Raw genomic sequence first — 13,826 nt, forward strand, 5'->3', positions numbered from 1 at the left:
CGCGCCGTATTTGGTGGGGGGTGTTTGTGCCCCACCGGGATACCCCCCGGGCCGTTTCCCCGGGCCAAAACGACCCGCTCGGGTGGGGGGCGAGGGGGTCGATCCGTCCTGCGTGGCGGACGAACGGAGGTCATTGACGGAATATCTGGAATGGCACCGCCGGACCTTCGAGCTGAAATGCGCGGGGCTCGGCCAGGCACAGCTCTCCGAGCTGTCGGTGCCACCGTCGGGGATGTCGCTGCACGGGCTCCTGCGTCATCTCACCAGCGTCGAACGGTGGTGGTTCCAGCAGCAGTTCGCCGGTGAGGATCTGCCGATCCTCTACTACTCCGATGACGATCCGAACCAGGACTTCGAGAAGCTGGACGGCGATGTCGAGGAGGCTTTCGCGCTGTGGCGAGCGGAGTGTGAACGCTCGCGGGAGATCGTGAGGGCGGCGGAGTCCTTGGAGCAGAAGGGCACCCGGCTGGGCACCGGGGAACCGTTCACGCTGCGCTGGCTCATGCTGCGGATGATCGCGGAGTACGCACGGCACCTCGGGCACGCGGACCTGCTGCGCGAGCGGATCGACGGGGAGGTGGGCGAATGACCGTGTGACAACTTCATAGGCAAGCCGGCGGTGGGCGGAGGCGATCACGTCGTCCGGCGGGCGTGCGATGCTGGGCGCATGACCGCCGATCCCGATTCCGGGCTGCTTTCCCCGGTCCGCGCAGGCACCCCGGCCGAGTCGACGACAGGCGATCTGGCGTGGCTTCGCGCCATGCTCGACGCCGAAGCGGCACTCGCCAGGGCTCAAGCCAAGCTCGGCACGGTGCCGGCCGCGGCCGCCGAGGCGATCACCGAAGCCGCTAAGGCCGCGGAGATCGATGTTGTCGCGCTGGCCAGGGACGCGCGCGCGACGGCGAACCCGGTGGTCGGACTGGTGAAGGCATTGACCACGACGGTCACCGCGATCGCACCGGACGCGGCCGACTACGTGCACCGCGGCTCGACCAGCCAGGACATCTTCGACACGGCGATGATGCTGGTCGCCGAGCGCACGCTGCGGCCCCTCGCGACGGATCTCGACGCCACCGCCGAAGCACTCGGCGAGCTCGCCCGCACCCATCGGGACACCCCGATGGCGGGCCGGACGCTGACGGCACACGCCGTGCCCACGACCTTCGGGCTCAAGGCCGCGGGCTGGCGGCAGCTGATCCTGGACGCGGCGCGCCGGGTCCGCCTGGCCCTCGACGGCGGACTCCCGGTCTCGCTCGGCGGCGCGGCGGGCACGTTGGCGGCGTATCTGGAATACGCCCGTACCGACGGCGTCGACCTCGACGACTACGCCGAGCGGCTGACAGCGGCGTTCGCCGAGGAAACCGGCCTCGCGGCACCCGTCCTCCCCTGGCACGGACTGCGGACACCGGTCGCCGACATCGCCGGCGCGCTGGCGTTCACCGCGGCGGCACTGGGCAAGCTCGCGGTCGACGTCGAAACGTTGACCAGGACCGAGATCGGCGAGGTGACCGAGCCCGCCGCCACCGGCCGGGGTGGTTCGTCGGCGATGCCGCACAAGCGCAATCCGGTGCTGGCCACGCTGATCCGGTCGGCCGCGCTGCAGGTTCCGGTGCTGGCCGCCGGGGTGACGCAGTCGATGCCCGCCGAAGACGAGCGGTCCGCCGGGGTATGGCATGCCGAATGGCAGCTGCTGCGCGAATGCCTGCGGCTGACCGGGGGTGCCGCGCACACCGCGGCCGAACTGGCCAAGGGCCTGAGCGTGCACGCCGACCGGATGCGCGAGAACCTGGGCGCGACCCATGGACTGATCGTGTCCGAGCGGCTTTCGACGACGCTCGCCCCGCTGCTCGGCAAGGCAAGGGCCAAGGAGGTCCTCGGCGAAGCTTCCCGGCGAGCGGTGCTCGAGAACCGGCCGCTGGGTGACGTGCTCGCCGGGTTCCCGGAGATCACCTCGATTCTCGACTCCGCCACGATCGACGGCCTGCTCGATCCTGCCCGCTACACCGGCGCGGCCGGATCGCTGGTCGACCGCGCTCTTCGCGAGGACAGCGGCGAAAACACTTGAGACCGGCCTCGGCCCCGACGGTGAACGGGTCCTCGGCACGTTGTCACGCGCGGTTGGCGGCTCACCCGAAAATTCTTTGAACCGTCCCCGCGAAGCGTCCGTGTATCGGGTTACATGCAGCCGCGCCGAGCTGCGGAACCCCAACGGACACAAGGAGAATCTCCATGCTTCGCACGCGCATCGCCGTCGCCGCCGCTTCCGTGGCCGCGGGAATGGCCGTGCTCACCGCCTGTTCCGGCGCGACCGCACAGCCGGTCATCGCTCCGGCCGCCGGCACCGGTGGCGGCCAGGTGGGCAACGCCGCCGCCGGTTCGGGCCAGACCCAGCTGGTCGTCGCCACCGTGGCCAACCTCGGCCAGGTCATCACCGACAAAGACGGTTTCACCCTCTACCGCTATGAAAAAGACACCGCCAAGCCACCGAAGTCCAATTGCGACGGTGACTGTGCCAAGGCCTGGCCACCGGTGATGGCGCAGGGCGACGTGCAGGTCCAGGGCGTCGACAAGAGCATGGTAGGCACCGTGAAACGCAGTGACGGCACCGAGCAGATCACCGTCGGCGGCTGGCCGCTCTACCGCTACGCCAAGGACGCGAAGGCAGGCGAAGCCAAGGGCCAGGGCGTGGGCAACGTCTGGTTCGGGGTCAACCCGACCGGCGGCAAGGCAGGCCAGGCCACCGGCGCGGGCCAGCAGGGCACAGGCCAGCAACAGCAGGCCGCCGGCGTGAAGCTGAGCGCCGGCCAGGTTTCCGGGATCGGCCCGGCGATCGTGGACCAGGAAGGCTTCACCCTCTACCTGTTCACGAAGGACAGCAAGAAGCCCTCGAAGTCGAACTGCAACGGTGACTGCGCGAAGACCTGGCCTCCCGTGCTCTCCAACGGCGGCAAGGTGGAACTGCAGGGTATCGACGAGAAGCTGCTGGGTTCGGTGAAGCGCGCGGACGGCACCGAGCAGGTCACCGTCGGCGGCTGGCCGGTCTACCGGTTCGCGAAGGACGCGAAGGCGGGCGACGCGAACGGTCAGGGCGTGAACGGCAGCTGGTTCGTGATCGAGCCCAACGGCTGCAAGTCCGGTGGAACCGCCGCCAGCACCGGCGCCTCGGCCCCCAGCCAGCAGGCCCCCGCCAGTGAGCCGGCCCCTGCGAGCGGCAGCGGCTCCGGCAGCGTCGGCTACTGACCCACGCCCCTCACCCGAGGCCCGGTAGGCGCTTCCCGCAGCGCCTGCCGGGCCTCTTCTCCACGGCAGACACGACAGCGCCACGCGCCGAACCGATAACCAGCTCTACTCGGCCATGTCGACCAGCGCGCCTCGCGCGCCGGTGCGGGGTAGCGGCCACGGCTTGATTCCGCCGGAGCTGTCCGTATGACGCACCACCGCACTGGGTGCGACGGTCCGCGCACCGATCCACGCGAGCAGGTCGGGGATCTGCGATTTGAAGGTGTTCATGTTGTGCCCGGCGTCCGGGATCTTCCACCAGAAGAACCCGATGGGCGACTGTGCGGCGGCCTTGATCTGGTCGATGGCGAAGCTCTCGTAGCTCTCCTTCTCCCCCGCGATCGCCAGAAGCTCCACCGGCGAGGGATGCAGCCGGACATTGACCCGCACGTTGTTCGCGTCGTCGATGTCCTTGCGGCCCTTGAACAGGTTCTTCGTCTCGGCGTCCACCTGCGCCTTGTCGTAGCCGCTCACACTGGCCGCCTGCCCGTACCACTGCGGATGCCGCGTGACCAGGTTCATCGCGCAGTAACCACCGGAGGACCAGCCCGCGATCGACCACGCACGACGCTCGGGATTGAGCCCCAGCTTCTGAATCCCCCACTCCCGCAGATCCGCGGTGAGGAACGTGTCGTTCGCGGTCCCGTCGACCTCATCGACGCACTCGGTGTCCCGTCCGACCCTCGGCGTTCCCGAGGGATCCGGGATGATCACCACCGTCGGCGGCAACGCACGCTTCGCGATCGCGGCGTCGAGCTGATCAGGCAGCTGATACGGGCCCACCACTACTTCGGGCCCGGACGGGTAATTCGGGATCCACTCGATCGCGGGGAACTTCAACCCCTTGTAGTTCCCGTCGAAATACTGCGGCGGCAGATACACCGTCACATCGCGGGTGACCCCGGTACGCCGGCCGGTGACCTTCATGTGCACGACTGTGCCCTTGCCTTCGCGTGCACGCGTCGCGCCGGTGTCCCTCAGCTTCTCCAGGTCTTCACCGTTGTGCGCCGCCTCGGCGTTGGTCCCCTGCGCGGAGTAAGCGCCCGTGCCAGTCAGCGCACCGACCGTCGGGAAGAACCCGCCGATCATGTTTCCGCCCATGGCGGTACTCAGCACGACGAGGACCACCGCGAGCAGGATGGTCGCACTCCGGCCGAGCCGCTTGCGACGCCACCGGTCCCAGAACCACGGAACCGCGATGATCGCGAGCACCGTCAGGACGACCACCACGATCAGATTGACCGGTGAGTCCAGCCTGATGCTGCTCAAATGCATCGAACGCGTGTCCTTCCGGCGAGCCTCCTGCGCGCCTGGACGACACAGGCCACGCCTCTATATCACGCCCCAGTGACCATTTCCGTTGCGAAATCGTGTCCCGAGTCACACGGATGGCCTAGCGTGCGATCCGCCGACCCGTCGTATCGGTGGTCGCTAACATGGGTGAACACGCGGCGGCGAAGGGTTCATCCATGATCGATCACGACGACGCGCTCCGTGCCGTCGAGGGCAGTTTGGACCGGCCGTCCGCGGCCAGGGTGTACGACTACTTCATCGGCGGGGACACCCACTACGCGATCGACCGGGTCTTCGCCGAGAAGGTGCGGGAGCGCGTTCCCCTGATCGGTGACTATTGTCTCACCAGCCGCCAGTTCCTCGGCCGCGCGATCCGCGTCTGCGCCGAAGCGGGGATCCAGCAGTTCGTCGACATCGGCTCGGGCCTGCCGACGGCGGGCAACGTGCACGAAGTAGCCGACGAGGCTCGGCCCGAACGCGACACCCACGTGCTCTACATCGACAACGAGCCGATCGCGCTCGCCCACTCGACCCTGCTGCTGGCGGACACCGCCGACCCCGAGCGCCACCACGCGATCGCCGCGGACTTCTTCCAGCCGGAAGACCTGTGGGAGCGAGTCCACGCGTCCGACATCATCGATGTGCGCCGGCCGGTAGCGCTGGTGATCAACGCCGTCATGCACTTCGTCAAGGACGAGCAGGACCCCGATGCCCTGCTCGCGTTCTATCGCGACCAGCTGGCCCCCGGTTCGCTCCTGGTCCTCTCGCAGATGACCAACGAGAATCCGGCGAACGAAGACGAGCGGCAGGCGCTGATCGATCTGCTGGAGTACTACGAGACGACGACCAACCCCGGTTTCCTGCGCACGATGACCGAGTTCGAACGCTTCTTCGGCGGCTGGCCGATGCTGGATCCCGGCCTCGTCTACGCCCCGGCGTTCCACCCCGACAAGAAGACCGTGTTCGCGCACGCGCCGTCGGAGTCCCGGGTAATCGGCGGCATCGCGCGCAAACCCGCTCTCTGAGACCACCTCGCGGCCGGCACATCCACCCGGGCTCAATCCCGGGGTGGACGCCCTGGCCGCCGCGGACGGGCACCGTAGTGATCGACAGACGCTGCGAAGGGGAAGCCCGTGGACAACACGACCAACATCGTGATCGGCCTGGTCGTGCTGGCCTGGCTGCTGTCGCGCCAGGTGCAGAAGCGCCTGGTCCGCGAGGACCGCAAGCCGATCGTCCTGCTGATCCTGCTCGCGCTCGGCCTGGTCCAGCTGGGCGTGTTCCTCAAGGTCAGCGCGGCACCCTCGACCGGGATCGTGCTGCTGCTGGTGGTCAGCCTCCTGGTCGCGACGGCCTTCGGGGTGATCCGTGCCTACACCGTCCGGCTCTGGCGGAGCGAGGGCCAGCTGTGGCGGCAGGGCACCTGGCTGACGATGGGGCTCTGGCTCGCTGCGATCGGCGTCCACATCGGCCTGGACTTCCTCATCGACGGCGCGGCGACCGCGAAGGGCGTGGGCAGCGCGTCGCTGCTGCTGTACGTAGCGATGTCGCTCGGCGCGCAACGGCTGGTCGTGCAGTCACGTGCCAACCGCGTCGCCCACGCCTAAGCCTCACGACGCCTCGCGCAGCCCCTCCAACACCGTGTGCACCGCGTCCCGCCCCAACTCGACGGCGCGGCGCAGCACCGCCGGATCACGCTCCAGCGCGACCACGTCCGGAGCTCCGACCGGTGGCCGCACCGTGAGCAGGCGCTCGTCGGTAGCCAGCATCCGCTCGTCCTCCAGGTCCCGGCGGTACTGATCACGCCACGCGTCGATCGCTCCCGGCGCGTGGCGTCGCAAGAACCGCGGTACGACGACGTCCTGGACCCGTGGCGGCGGCAGCGGCGGCTCGTCGGCACGCCGTGTCCGCAGTACGAGGACGTCGGTCGCCCCCTGCGCGAGAGCTGTGCGAAAGGGCAGTGGCTCCGCCACGCCCGCATCGACGAACCTGCGCCCGCCCAGCGCGATGGGCGGGCCAGCCAGCACCGGCATCGCCGACGAAGCGGCCAGCGCGATTTTCACGGCGTCGACGTCGGTGAGGAACGGGTGCAGATCGGTGGACTCGCCGGTGTCCGCGTCGGTGGCGAGCGGGTGGAAGGTCACCGGGTTGGCCAGGATCGCCGGGAAGTCCATCGGCTCCAGCACCGAGTAGACCTGGTGCACCAGGTACTCGAGATCGATCACGGCCCGCCCGCGCAACGTGTGCAGCGGATTGATGATCCGGCGCATCACCTCGGGGTTCCACCAGGTCCGCACACCCGTCGCGGACCGGCCGCAGAGCAGCCAGGCCCCGTTGAGCGCGCCGGCCGAGGAGCCGTAGACGGCGTCGAACGCGGGCACCAGGCCCAGTTCGTCCAGTGCGAGCACCATCCCGCTCGAATAGGTACCCCGGCTGCTGCCGCCCTCGATCGCGACCGCGAGCCGCCGCGAATCCGCCCGTTTCCCCGGCACGCTACCCGTCGCCATCCGTTCGGCGATCAGCTCCAGTACAGGGTGCATCCCTCCATCCTGGCCGGTCGCCGCGTCCCGTCGACCCGTTTTGTCTTCGATCGCTCGACCAGGTCGACCGGGAACAGTGATGTGCGTCCCGTTGCACTGCACTCAGTTGCATATCATGCTGGGACAATGGCGCTGGAGCACGCGATCCTGGTCTCCCTGTCCGAGCGCTCGGGCTCGGGCTACGAGCTCGCGCGCCGCTTCGAGCGTTCGATCGGGTTGTTCTGGAGCGCCACCCACCAGCAGATCTACCGCGTGCTCAAACGCATGGAAGAAGCCGGCCGGGTCGCTGTCGACCTGGTCGAGCAATCCGGGCGGCCGGACAAGAAGGTGTACACGGTCAGCGCCGCCGGACACGCCGAACTGGCCCGCTGGCTGGCCGAGCCCGACCCGTCGGCCGGCACCCAGGAACTCGCGGTCAAGATCCGCGGCGCCTCGTTCGGCGACCTCGCCGCGGTCGCGGCCGAGCTGACCCGCCACCGCGACACCCACGCCGAGCGGCTCGACGTCTACCGCCAGATCGAGAAACGCGACTTCCCCGACCCCGCCGCGCTGCACGGCAGGTCCCTGCACCAGTACCTCGTACTGCGTGGCGGGATCCGTGTGGAAGAAGGCCAGGTCGAGTGGTTCACCGAGGTCCTCCAAGCCCTGCATCGCGACGCCGGCCACCACACGAAGGGCGCATCATGAGCCAGTACCCGAACCTGCTCGCCCCGCTCGATCTCGGCTTCACCACCCTGCGGAACCGGGTGATCATGGGGTCGATGCACACCGGCCTCGAAGACCGGGCCGCGCACTTCCCCCAGCTCGCCGAGTACTACGCCGAGCGGGCCCGCGGCGGCGTCGGCCTGATCGTGACCGGCGGCTTCGCGCCCAACCGCACCGGTTGGCTGCTGCCGTTCGCCTCGAAGCTGTCCACCCCGGCCGAAGCCAAGGCCCATCGGCAGCTGACCGCGCCGGTGCACGAGGCCGGCGGCAAGATCGCGCTGCAGATCCTGCACGCGGGTCGCTACTCCTACAACCCGTTGAGCGTGTCCGCGTCGAGCATCAAGGCACCGATCAACCCGTTCCGGCCCCGCGCCCTGACCGGGTACGGCGTGCTCCGCCAGATCCGCGCCTTCGCCGACTGCGCCGCCCTCGCCCGCGAAGCCGGGTACGACGGCGTCGAGATCATGGGCTCCGAGGGCTACCTGATCAACCAGTTCCTCGCCGAACGGACCAACAAGCGCACCGACAAGTGGGGCGGCAGCGCCGAGAACCGGCGTCGCTTCGCGGTCGAGATCGTGCGCCGCACCCGGGAAAAGGTCGGGCCGGACTTCGTCATCATCTACCGGCTCTCGATGCTCGACCTGGTCGAAGGCGGACAGCGCTGGGAAGACGTCGTCGCGCTCGCGAAGGAGGTCGAGGCCGCGGGCGCGACGATCATCAACACCGGCATCGGCTGGCACGAGGCCAGGGTGCCGACGATCGTGACCTCGGTGCCGCGCGCCGCGTTCACCTGGGTCAGCGGCAAACTGAAACCACACGTCGGCATCCCGGTCGTGACCTCGAACCGGATCAACATGCCCCAGGTCGCCGAGGAGGCGCTCGAGAACGGCGACGCCGACCTGGTGTCGATGGCCCGGCCGTTCCTCGCCGATCCCGAATGGATCCGCAAGGCCGAGAGCGGCCGCGAGGACGAGATCAACACCTGCATCGCCTGCAACCAGGCCTGTCTCGACCACGCCTTCAAGCGCAAGCTCGTGTCCTGCATGGTCAACCCACGTGCCGGACACGAAACGACGCTGAAGCTGCTGCCCGCCCGCACGACCAAGCACGTCGCGGTCGTCGGCGCCGGTCCCGCCGGGCTCGCCGCCGCGACCGCACTGGGCGAACGGGGACACGCGGTCGAGCTGTTCGAGGCCGACGACGCCATCGGCGGCCAGTTCGCGATCGCGCGGAAGATCCCCGGCAAGGAGGAGTTCGCCGAGACGATCCGGTACTACGCGCGGCGCCTGGAGGTCACCGGGGTGAAAGTGCACCTCGGCACCCGGGCCACCGCGGCGGACCTGCGGGACAGCGGATTCGACGAGGTGGTCCTGGCCACCGGCGTAGTTCCCCGGGTGCCGTCGCTCCCCGGCATCGATCACCCGAAAGTGTTGTCCTATGTGGACGTCGTCAAACACGGCAAGCCGGTCGGCGACCGGGTCGCCGTGATCGGGGCAGGCGGGATCGGCGTGGACGTCAGCGAGTTCCTCACCCACACGGACTCCCCGGCACTCGACCTCGACGCCTGGATGGCCGAATGGGGCGTCACGGATCCGGAACGCGCCGCGGGTGGCCTGGCCAAACCCCGGCCGGAGCCCGCACCGCGCCAGGTCTACCTACTGCAACGAAAACAGTCCGCGATCGGCGCGGGTCTCGGCAAGACGTCGGGCTGGGTGCACCGGGCCGCTTTGCGCGCGAAGCGCGTCGAGCAGGTCTCGGGAGTCACCTACGAGCGCATCGACGACGCCGGCCTGCACATCACGGTCGACGGGAAACCACGCACGCTGGAGGTCGACACCGTCGTGGTGTGCGCGGGCCAGGAGCCGGTGCGGGATCTGGCCGACGACCTCCGCGCGGCCGGCCTGGCGGTCCACCTGATCGGTGGCGCCGACGTCGCGGCGGAACTCGACGCGAAACGCGCGATCGACCAGGGCACCCGCCTCGCCGCGAAGCTCTAGTCGTGTACCACCGTCGTGACGTTGCGTTCATGTGCTGTCACGTGTGTTGCGTGCACTGGCAGGATTGAACGCGTGCGAGACGTATGCGTGATCGGACTCGGGCTGATCGGTGGGTCGCTGCTCCGCGCGGCGGCCAGGACCGGACGGACTTCGTGGGGAGCGGCGGTGTCCGAAGTGGACGCCGACGCCGCCAGCAGAGCCGGTTACGACGTCACGACCGACATCGAGGCAGCACTGCACCGAGCAGCGGAGCGAGACGCGCTGGTCGTGCTCGCCGTTCCGCTGACCGCGATCGAGGACACGCTCCGCCAGGTCGCCCAGCACGCCGCGCACTGCCTGCTCACCGACGTGGTCAGCGTCAAGGCGCCGGTCCTCGACGCCGTGCGTCGCCGGACGCCCTACACCCGCTACGTCGGGGGGCATCCGATGGCGGGCACGGCGGAGTCCGGCTGGCTGGCAGGCAACGCCACGCTGTTCGACGGCGCGGCGTGGGTGGTCGGTGTCGAAGAGGACACCGACCTGGACGCCTGGGCCGAGGTGGCGCAGCTGGTCCTGGACCTCGGCGCGCACGTGGTGCCACTGCACGCCGAGTCGCACGACGAGGCGGTCGCCCGGATCTCCCACCTGCCGCATCTGTTCGCCGCGATCCTGGCCACCATCGGCGCCCAGGGCGGCCCCTTGGCGATGTCGCTGGCCGCGGGTTCCTACACCGACGGCACCCGCGTCGCCGGGTCGAGCCCGGCCCTGGTCAAGGCGATGACCGAAGGGAACCGCGAAGCACTGCTCCCGATCGTCGACGAGGCGCTCGGCAGGCTCGGCGCCGCCCGTGGCTCGCTGGCCTCGACCGGCGGTCTCGCGGTCACGATCAATGCCGGGTACGAGGGGGCGCAAGCGCTTGCGGCCAGCCGCGAAGTCGAACGAGCCGGTGTCCGGATCAGCCTCACCGCCCCCGACGCCCGTGACGGCCTGGTGGCGCTCGGCGAGCGCGGCGGGCGCATCACCGGCATCGAAGACGGCGTCGCACTCGGCGAAGTGAGCTAGCGAGCGCTTCGCCGCCGAGCCTCTCCGGCGCGGAGGCGAAGCGCGAGAAAACTACTGGCCGGCAGGCGGCTGCTGCTGCCCGCCGGGCGGCTGCTCGTCGGGTTTGTCACCACCGAACTTGCCGAGGAAGTCCTTGGCTTTCTCGACCCCGCCGTCGATCTTGTCAGCCTGCCCGGAGAACTTGGACTTCGCGAACTCGCCCGCCTTGTCCAAGCCCTGTTCGATCTTGTCGCCGTGCTCCTTGAGCGCGTCCTGCGCCTTGTTCTTCAGTTCGTCGAAGTTGACCATCGAGGGCTCCCTTCCGATCCGTCTGTGACGGTCCGGGATTTCCAGGCACTTCCATCCAACAACACTTCGCTCAGGTCCGCCTGTGGTAAGGCAGGAACCTGCGGACCAGGCGCAGCGGCGTCCGCTCCACGAGATCCGGCCCGCGCACCGCGTCGAACGCCGAGCCGAGCTGATCCACGACCCCGGAGAGCTGGGTGCCCTCAGGCAGCGGCACCGACTCCGGCTCACGCTGTTCCCGCACCGCCGCCGCCAGCTCAGCGAGCGCGGCCGTGATCAGGTCGACATCGCTCTGATCAGGCTCCGGCGCGCCCCTCCCGATGGTCACCCCGACCTCGGTGACCGCGTCGGCGACCCGCTCGAGCGCCGCGATCACCGGCCACCACGCCAGCGCCTGCCGCCCGTTCGCCGACGGCTCCACGATGGTTTGCTGGAACGCCGTGCGCACGTCCGCCAGCGCCCGGTAGGCGCTGCGCCGGGCACGCGAACGAGCCAGCCGCGCTTCACCCGATGGGGTGAGCATCAACGCGGGCCCGACGTAGGTGGCCACCGTGTCGAGCGCGGCGGCGAGCCGTCCGCCGACCTGAGGCCGCCGGCTGCCCGGCCAGAGCAAGTAGCCGAAAACCAGCACGATGACGCATCCGAGCACGGTGTCCACGAGCCGGGTCAACGCCACCGACCAGTCGCCTTTGTTCGCCAAGTCCATCTGCAGAATGATCAGCGGGGTGACGAAGGCGCTCTGGATCCCGTAGTTGCGGACCTTGCCGACCGCGACCCCGCCCGCGAACACCGCGATCAGCGCCACCAGCACCCAGCCGTGCGCCCCCAGCGCCAGTACCACGGCTCCGATGCCGACACCGGCCACCGTGCCGATGCCACGCAGCACGGCACGGCCGAAGACAGAACCGAAGTCGGGCTTGAGCACGATCCCCACGGTCAGCGGGATCCAGTACGACCGCTCGAACGGGACGAGCAGCGCGACGACCTCGGCGATCGCGACGCACATGGTCAGCCGTAACGCCGCGATCCAGGTCAACGGCCCCGCCGTGAGCGAACCCACCCACTCCCGCACCCGCCGGTGCCATGGCACGGGTTCGCGCCGCGCCCGGTCGTCCCCCTTGCCGATGCGCTCCAGCCCGGCGTACAAGGCCCCGAGCACCGCGTCGACGTCCTCGGCTTCCGGTGGCACCGGCGGCGCGGGCAGCGGCTGCACAGTCAGCACGGAAGCCGCCGCGACGGTGAAATAGTCGATGACCTCCCTCGGCGCACGCTGCCCGGCGTTGACCATGGCGACCGATGCTTCTACCGCGGGTGTGCTCGCCGAGAGCAGATTGAGCAGTTTCCGGTAGGTGGCATCGCGACCGGACAACCAGGACCGCGCCGTGAGCAGCCGGTCGTAGGCGGTGCTCATCGCCGTGGTGAGCTGGTGCCGCGCCATCCTCGACGTCGCTTCGTCGGCAGCCGACAACATCGCGGCCAGTTCGATGTAGACCTGCGCGACGCCATTGCGTTCCGAGCTGGTCGCACGGAACGTCCAGCTGGCCAGCGCGACGACGAGGCTCCACGCCGCACCCGCGCAGAAGTAACCGAGGTCCAAGCCGATCTGCGCTCCGGTCGCCTGCTGGCCGGTGCCGAGCACGCAGAACACGAACATCATCAGGCCGGCGACGGAAGCGTTGCTCCCGGCCGCGCTGATCAGCGCGGAGAACGCCGCGACCAGCACCACCGCGGGAATCGCCAGCGCGGGGTTCGCGCCGGTCACCAGCCCGACCAGGTGCCCCGCGATCGCCGCCAGCGTCGCACCGCCGAGACGTCGCGCGCGGTACCGGTACGGACCGGCCGATTCGGACAACACCGCGGGCAACGCGCCGGACGAAAGGTAGGCACCGACGGCGATGTCACCCACCGCGTAGCCCACGCCGATCGGCACGGCCAGCGCGATCACGGCGCGGGCCACCATGTTCCACGGCACCGGGACACTCGAGCTGCGCAGAAGCTGAACCAGCCAGTGCGGTGCGGCGAAATCCCGGCGCGGTGTGGTCACGACCTCATCTTGACCTACTGGGCATCGGCCGGATCCCGTGTTGTGATGTCCGCGAAACCCACCGCGGGAGGTCGCCATGGCAGCTCGGACGTTTTCCTTCGAGGTCAACCGGACGAGCACCGCTCCGCCGTCCACATTGTTCAAGCTGGAAACCGACGGATCCCTGTGGTCGGAGTGGGCGCGGCCGCTCGTCCCCCAGTCCCGCTGGGCTCGTCGCGGGGATCCCGAGCCGGACGGGGTCGGCGCGGTCCGCGAACTCGGCTTGTGGCCGGTGCTGCTCCGGGAAGAGACGCTCGAGTACGAACCCGACCGCCGGCACGTCTACACCTTCGCCGGCATGGCGCCGGTCAAGGACTACCGCGCCGAGGTCTTCTTCACCCCGAGCGAAGACGGCGGCACGCATCTGCGCTGGACGGGCTCCTTCACCGAGCCACTCCCCGGCACGGGTCCGGCGCTGTTGACCGCGGTACGCGGCGCGATCCGGTTCCTTTCCGCCCAACTGGTCAAGGCGGCCGAAAACCGTCCCTGACCTGGGTGCCGCCCGACACACTCGCTGACCAACTGCAACGTTTGCCCCCTCAGTGGCGTCCTCCTTCCGGGGGACGGATCGCAGATCCGGGAGATGTACCGGAAGAATGGGGA

At 69.4% G+C, this 13,826-nt stretch carries 13 protein-coding genes; 9 read left to right on the forward strand and 4 right to left on the reverse strand.

Annotation, left to right across the window (positions count from 1 at the left end):
* The first annotated feature begins 82 nt into the window (after window positions 1–82).
* The 3 genes from ACFWX1_RS17545 (at window position 83) to ACFWX1_RS17555 (ending at window position 3,240) form a co-directional block, all read left to right on the forward strand.
* Complete coding sequence (locus tag ACFWX1_RS17545) at window positions 83–589, forward strand: DinB family protein (RefSeq protein WP_378388429.1); 507 nt, start codon at window positions 83–85, stop codon at window positions 587–589.
* A 78-nt stretch (window positions 590–667) separates the two neighbouring features.
* The gene (gene pcaB, locus ACFWX1_RS17550; RefSeq protein ID WP_378388431.1) at window positions 668–2,065 is read left to right on the forward strand and encodes a 3-carboxy-cis,cis-muconate cycloisomerase; all 1,398 of its coding nucleotides are present in this window, start codon (window positions 668–670) and stop codon (window positions 2,063–2,065) included.
* 164 nt (window positions 2,066–2,229) lie between these two features.
* Complete coding sequence (locus ACFWX1_RS17555; protein ID WP_378388432.1) at window positions 2,230–3,240, forward strand: hypothetical protein; 1,011 nt, start codon at window positions 2,230–2,232, stop codon at window positions 3,238–3,240.
* 105 nt (window positions 3,241–3,345) lie between these two features.
* Here ACFWX1_RS17555 and ACFWX1_RS17560 read toward each other — a convergent pair whose 3' ends face one another.
* Window positions 3,346–4,554 carry an alpha/beta hydrolase gene (locus ACFWX1_RS17560; protein WP_378388434.1) on the reverse strand — a complete coding sequence of 403 codons (1,209 nt, stop codon included), beginning with the start codon at window positions 4,552–4,554 and terminating at the stop codon, window positions 3,346–3,348.
* 194 nt (window positions 4,555–4,748) lie between these two features.
* On the opposite strand from ACFWX1_RS17560, the gene ACFWX1_RS17565 reads away from it, so the two are divergent.
* Both ACFWX1_RS17565 and ACFWX1_RS17570 read left to right on the forward strand, forming a co-directional pair.
* Window positions 4,749–5,597, forward strand: a complete 849-nt coding sequence (locus tag ACFWX1_RS17565; protein ID WP_378388436.1) for an SAM-dependent methyltransferase — start codon at window positions 4,749–4,751, stop codon at window positions 5,595–5,597.
* 108 nt (window positions 5,598–5,705) lie between these two features.
* Window positions 5,706–6,179 carry a hypothetical protein gene (locus tag ACFWX1_RS17570; RefSeq protein ID WP_378388438.1) on the forward strand — a complete coding sequence of 158 codons (474 nt, stop codon included), beginning with the start codon at window positions 5,706–5,708 and terminating at the stop codon, window positions 6,177–6,179.
* Between the two features lie 3 nt (window positions 6,180–6,182).
* Here ACFWX1_RS17570 and ACFWX1_RS17575 read toward each other — a convergent pair whose 3' ends face one another.
* Window positions 6,183–7,112: a patatin family protein gene (locus ACFWX1_RS17575; protein ID WP_378388440.1), complete on the reverse strand. Its 930-nt coding sequence runs from the start codon at window positions 7,110–7,112 to the stop codon at window positions 6,183–6,185.
* Between the two features lie 126 nt (window positions 7,113–7,238).
* Between ACFWX1_RS17575 and ACFWX1_RS17580 the strand changes: the two genes are divergently transcribed.
* The 3 genes from ACFWX1_RS17580 to ACFWX1_RS17590 all read left to right on the forward strand — a co-directional run bounded on the left by ACFWX1_RS17580 (window position 7,239) and on the right by ACFWX1_RS17590 (window position 10,855).
* On the forward strand, window positions 7,239–7,799 hold the full coding sequence (locus ACFWX1_RS17580; protein WP_378388442.1) for a PadR family transcriptional regulator: 561 nt from the start codon (window positions 7,239–7,241) through the stop codon (window positions 7,797–7,799).
* Window positions 7,796–9,814: an FAD-dependent oxidoreductase gene (locus ACFWX1_RS17585; protein ID WP_378388444.1), complete on the forward strand. Its 2,019-nt coding sequence runs from the start codon at window positions 7,796–7,798 to the stop codon at window positions 9,812–9,814. The genes ACFWX1_RS17580 and ACFWX1_RS17585 overlap by 4 nt, the downstream gene beginning before the upstream one ends.
* A gap of 72 nt (window positions 9,815–9,886) precedes the next feature.
* Complete coding sequence (locus ACFWX1_RS17590; protein WP_378388446.1) at window positions 9,887–10,855, forward strand: prephenate dehydrogenase; 969 nt, start codon at window positions 9,887–9,889, stop codon at window positions 10,853–10,855.
* A 51-nt stretch (window positions 10,856–10,906) separates the two neighbouring features.
* Here ACFWX1_RS17590 and ACFWX1_RS17595 read toward each other — a convergent pair whose 3' ends face one another.
* Window positions 10,907–11,143 (reverse strand): antitoxin, encoded by a 237-nt coding sequence (locus ACFWX1_RS17595; protein ID WP_378388447.1) that lies wholly within the window; start codon window positions 11,141–11,143, stop codon window positions 10,907–10,909.
* A 70-nt stretch (window positions 11,144–11,213) separates the two neighbouring features.
* Window positions 11,214–13,184 carry an FUSC family protein gene (locus tag ACFWX1_RS17600; protein WP_378388449.1) on the reverse strand — a complete coding sequence of 657 codons (1,971 nt, stop codon included), beginning with the start codon at window positions 13,182–13,184 and terminating at the stop codon, window positions 11,214–11,216.
* Between the two features lie 76 nt (window positions 13,185–13,260).
* Here ACFWX1_RS17600 and ACFWX1_RS17605 point away from each other — a divergent pair, with 76 nt between their 5' ends.
* Window positions 13,261–13,713, forward strand: coding sequence for an SRPBCC family protein (locus ACFWX1_RS17605; protein ID WP_378388451.1), 453 nt, complete (start codon window positions 13,261–13,263; stop codon window positions 13,711–13,713).
* Window positions 13,714–13,826 lie beyond the last annotated feature (113 nt).

The organism is Amycolatopsis sp. NPDC059021 (assembly GCF_042739895.1).
In the GTDB taxonomy this organism is placed as follows: domain Bacteria; phylum Actinomycetota; class Actinomycetes; order Mycobacteriales; family Pseudonocardiaceae; genus Amycolatopsis.

Bases quoted from the DNA above. Each gene is read 5' to 3' on its own strand.
- ACFWX1_RS17565 (WP_378388436.1), top strand. From the start codon at position 4,749: ATGATCGATCACGACGACGCGCTCCGTGCCGTCGAGGGCAGTTTGGAC.
- ACFWX1_RS17560 (WP_378388434.1), bottom strand. From the start codon at position 4,554: ATGCATTTGAGCAGCATCAGGCTGGACTCACCGGTCAATCTGATCGTG.
- pcaB (WP_378388431.1), top strand. From the start codon at position 668: ATGACCGCCGATCCCGATTCCGGGCTGCTTTCCCCGGTCCGCGCAGGC.
- ACFWX1_RS17595 (WP_378388447.1), bottom strand. From the start codon at position 11,143: ATGGTCAACTTCGACGAACTGAAGAACAAGGCGCAGGACGCGCTCAAG.
- ACFWX1_RS17580 (WP_378388442.1), top strand. From the start codon at position 7,239: ATGGCGCTGGAGCACGCGATCCTGGTCTCCCTGTCCGAGCGCTCGGGC.
- ACFWX1_RS17585 (WP_378388444.1), top strand. From the start codon at position 7,796: ATGAGCCAGTACCCGAACCTGCTCGCCCCGCTCGATCTCGGCTTCACC.
- ACFWX1_RS17605 (WP_378388451.1), top strand. From the start codon at position 13,261: ATGGCAGCTCGGACGTTTTCCTTCGAGGTCAACCGGACGAGCACCGCT.
- ACFWX1_RS17555 (WP_378388432.1), top strand. From the start codon at position 2,230: ATGCTTCGCACGCGCATCGCCGTCGCCGCCGCTTCCGTGGCCGCGGGA.
- ACFWX1_RS17575 (WP_378388440.1), bottom strand. From the start codon at position 7,112: ATGCACCCTGTACTGGAGCTGATCGCCGAACGGATGGCGACGGGTAGC.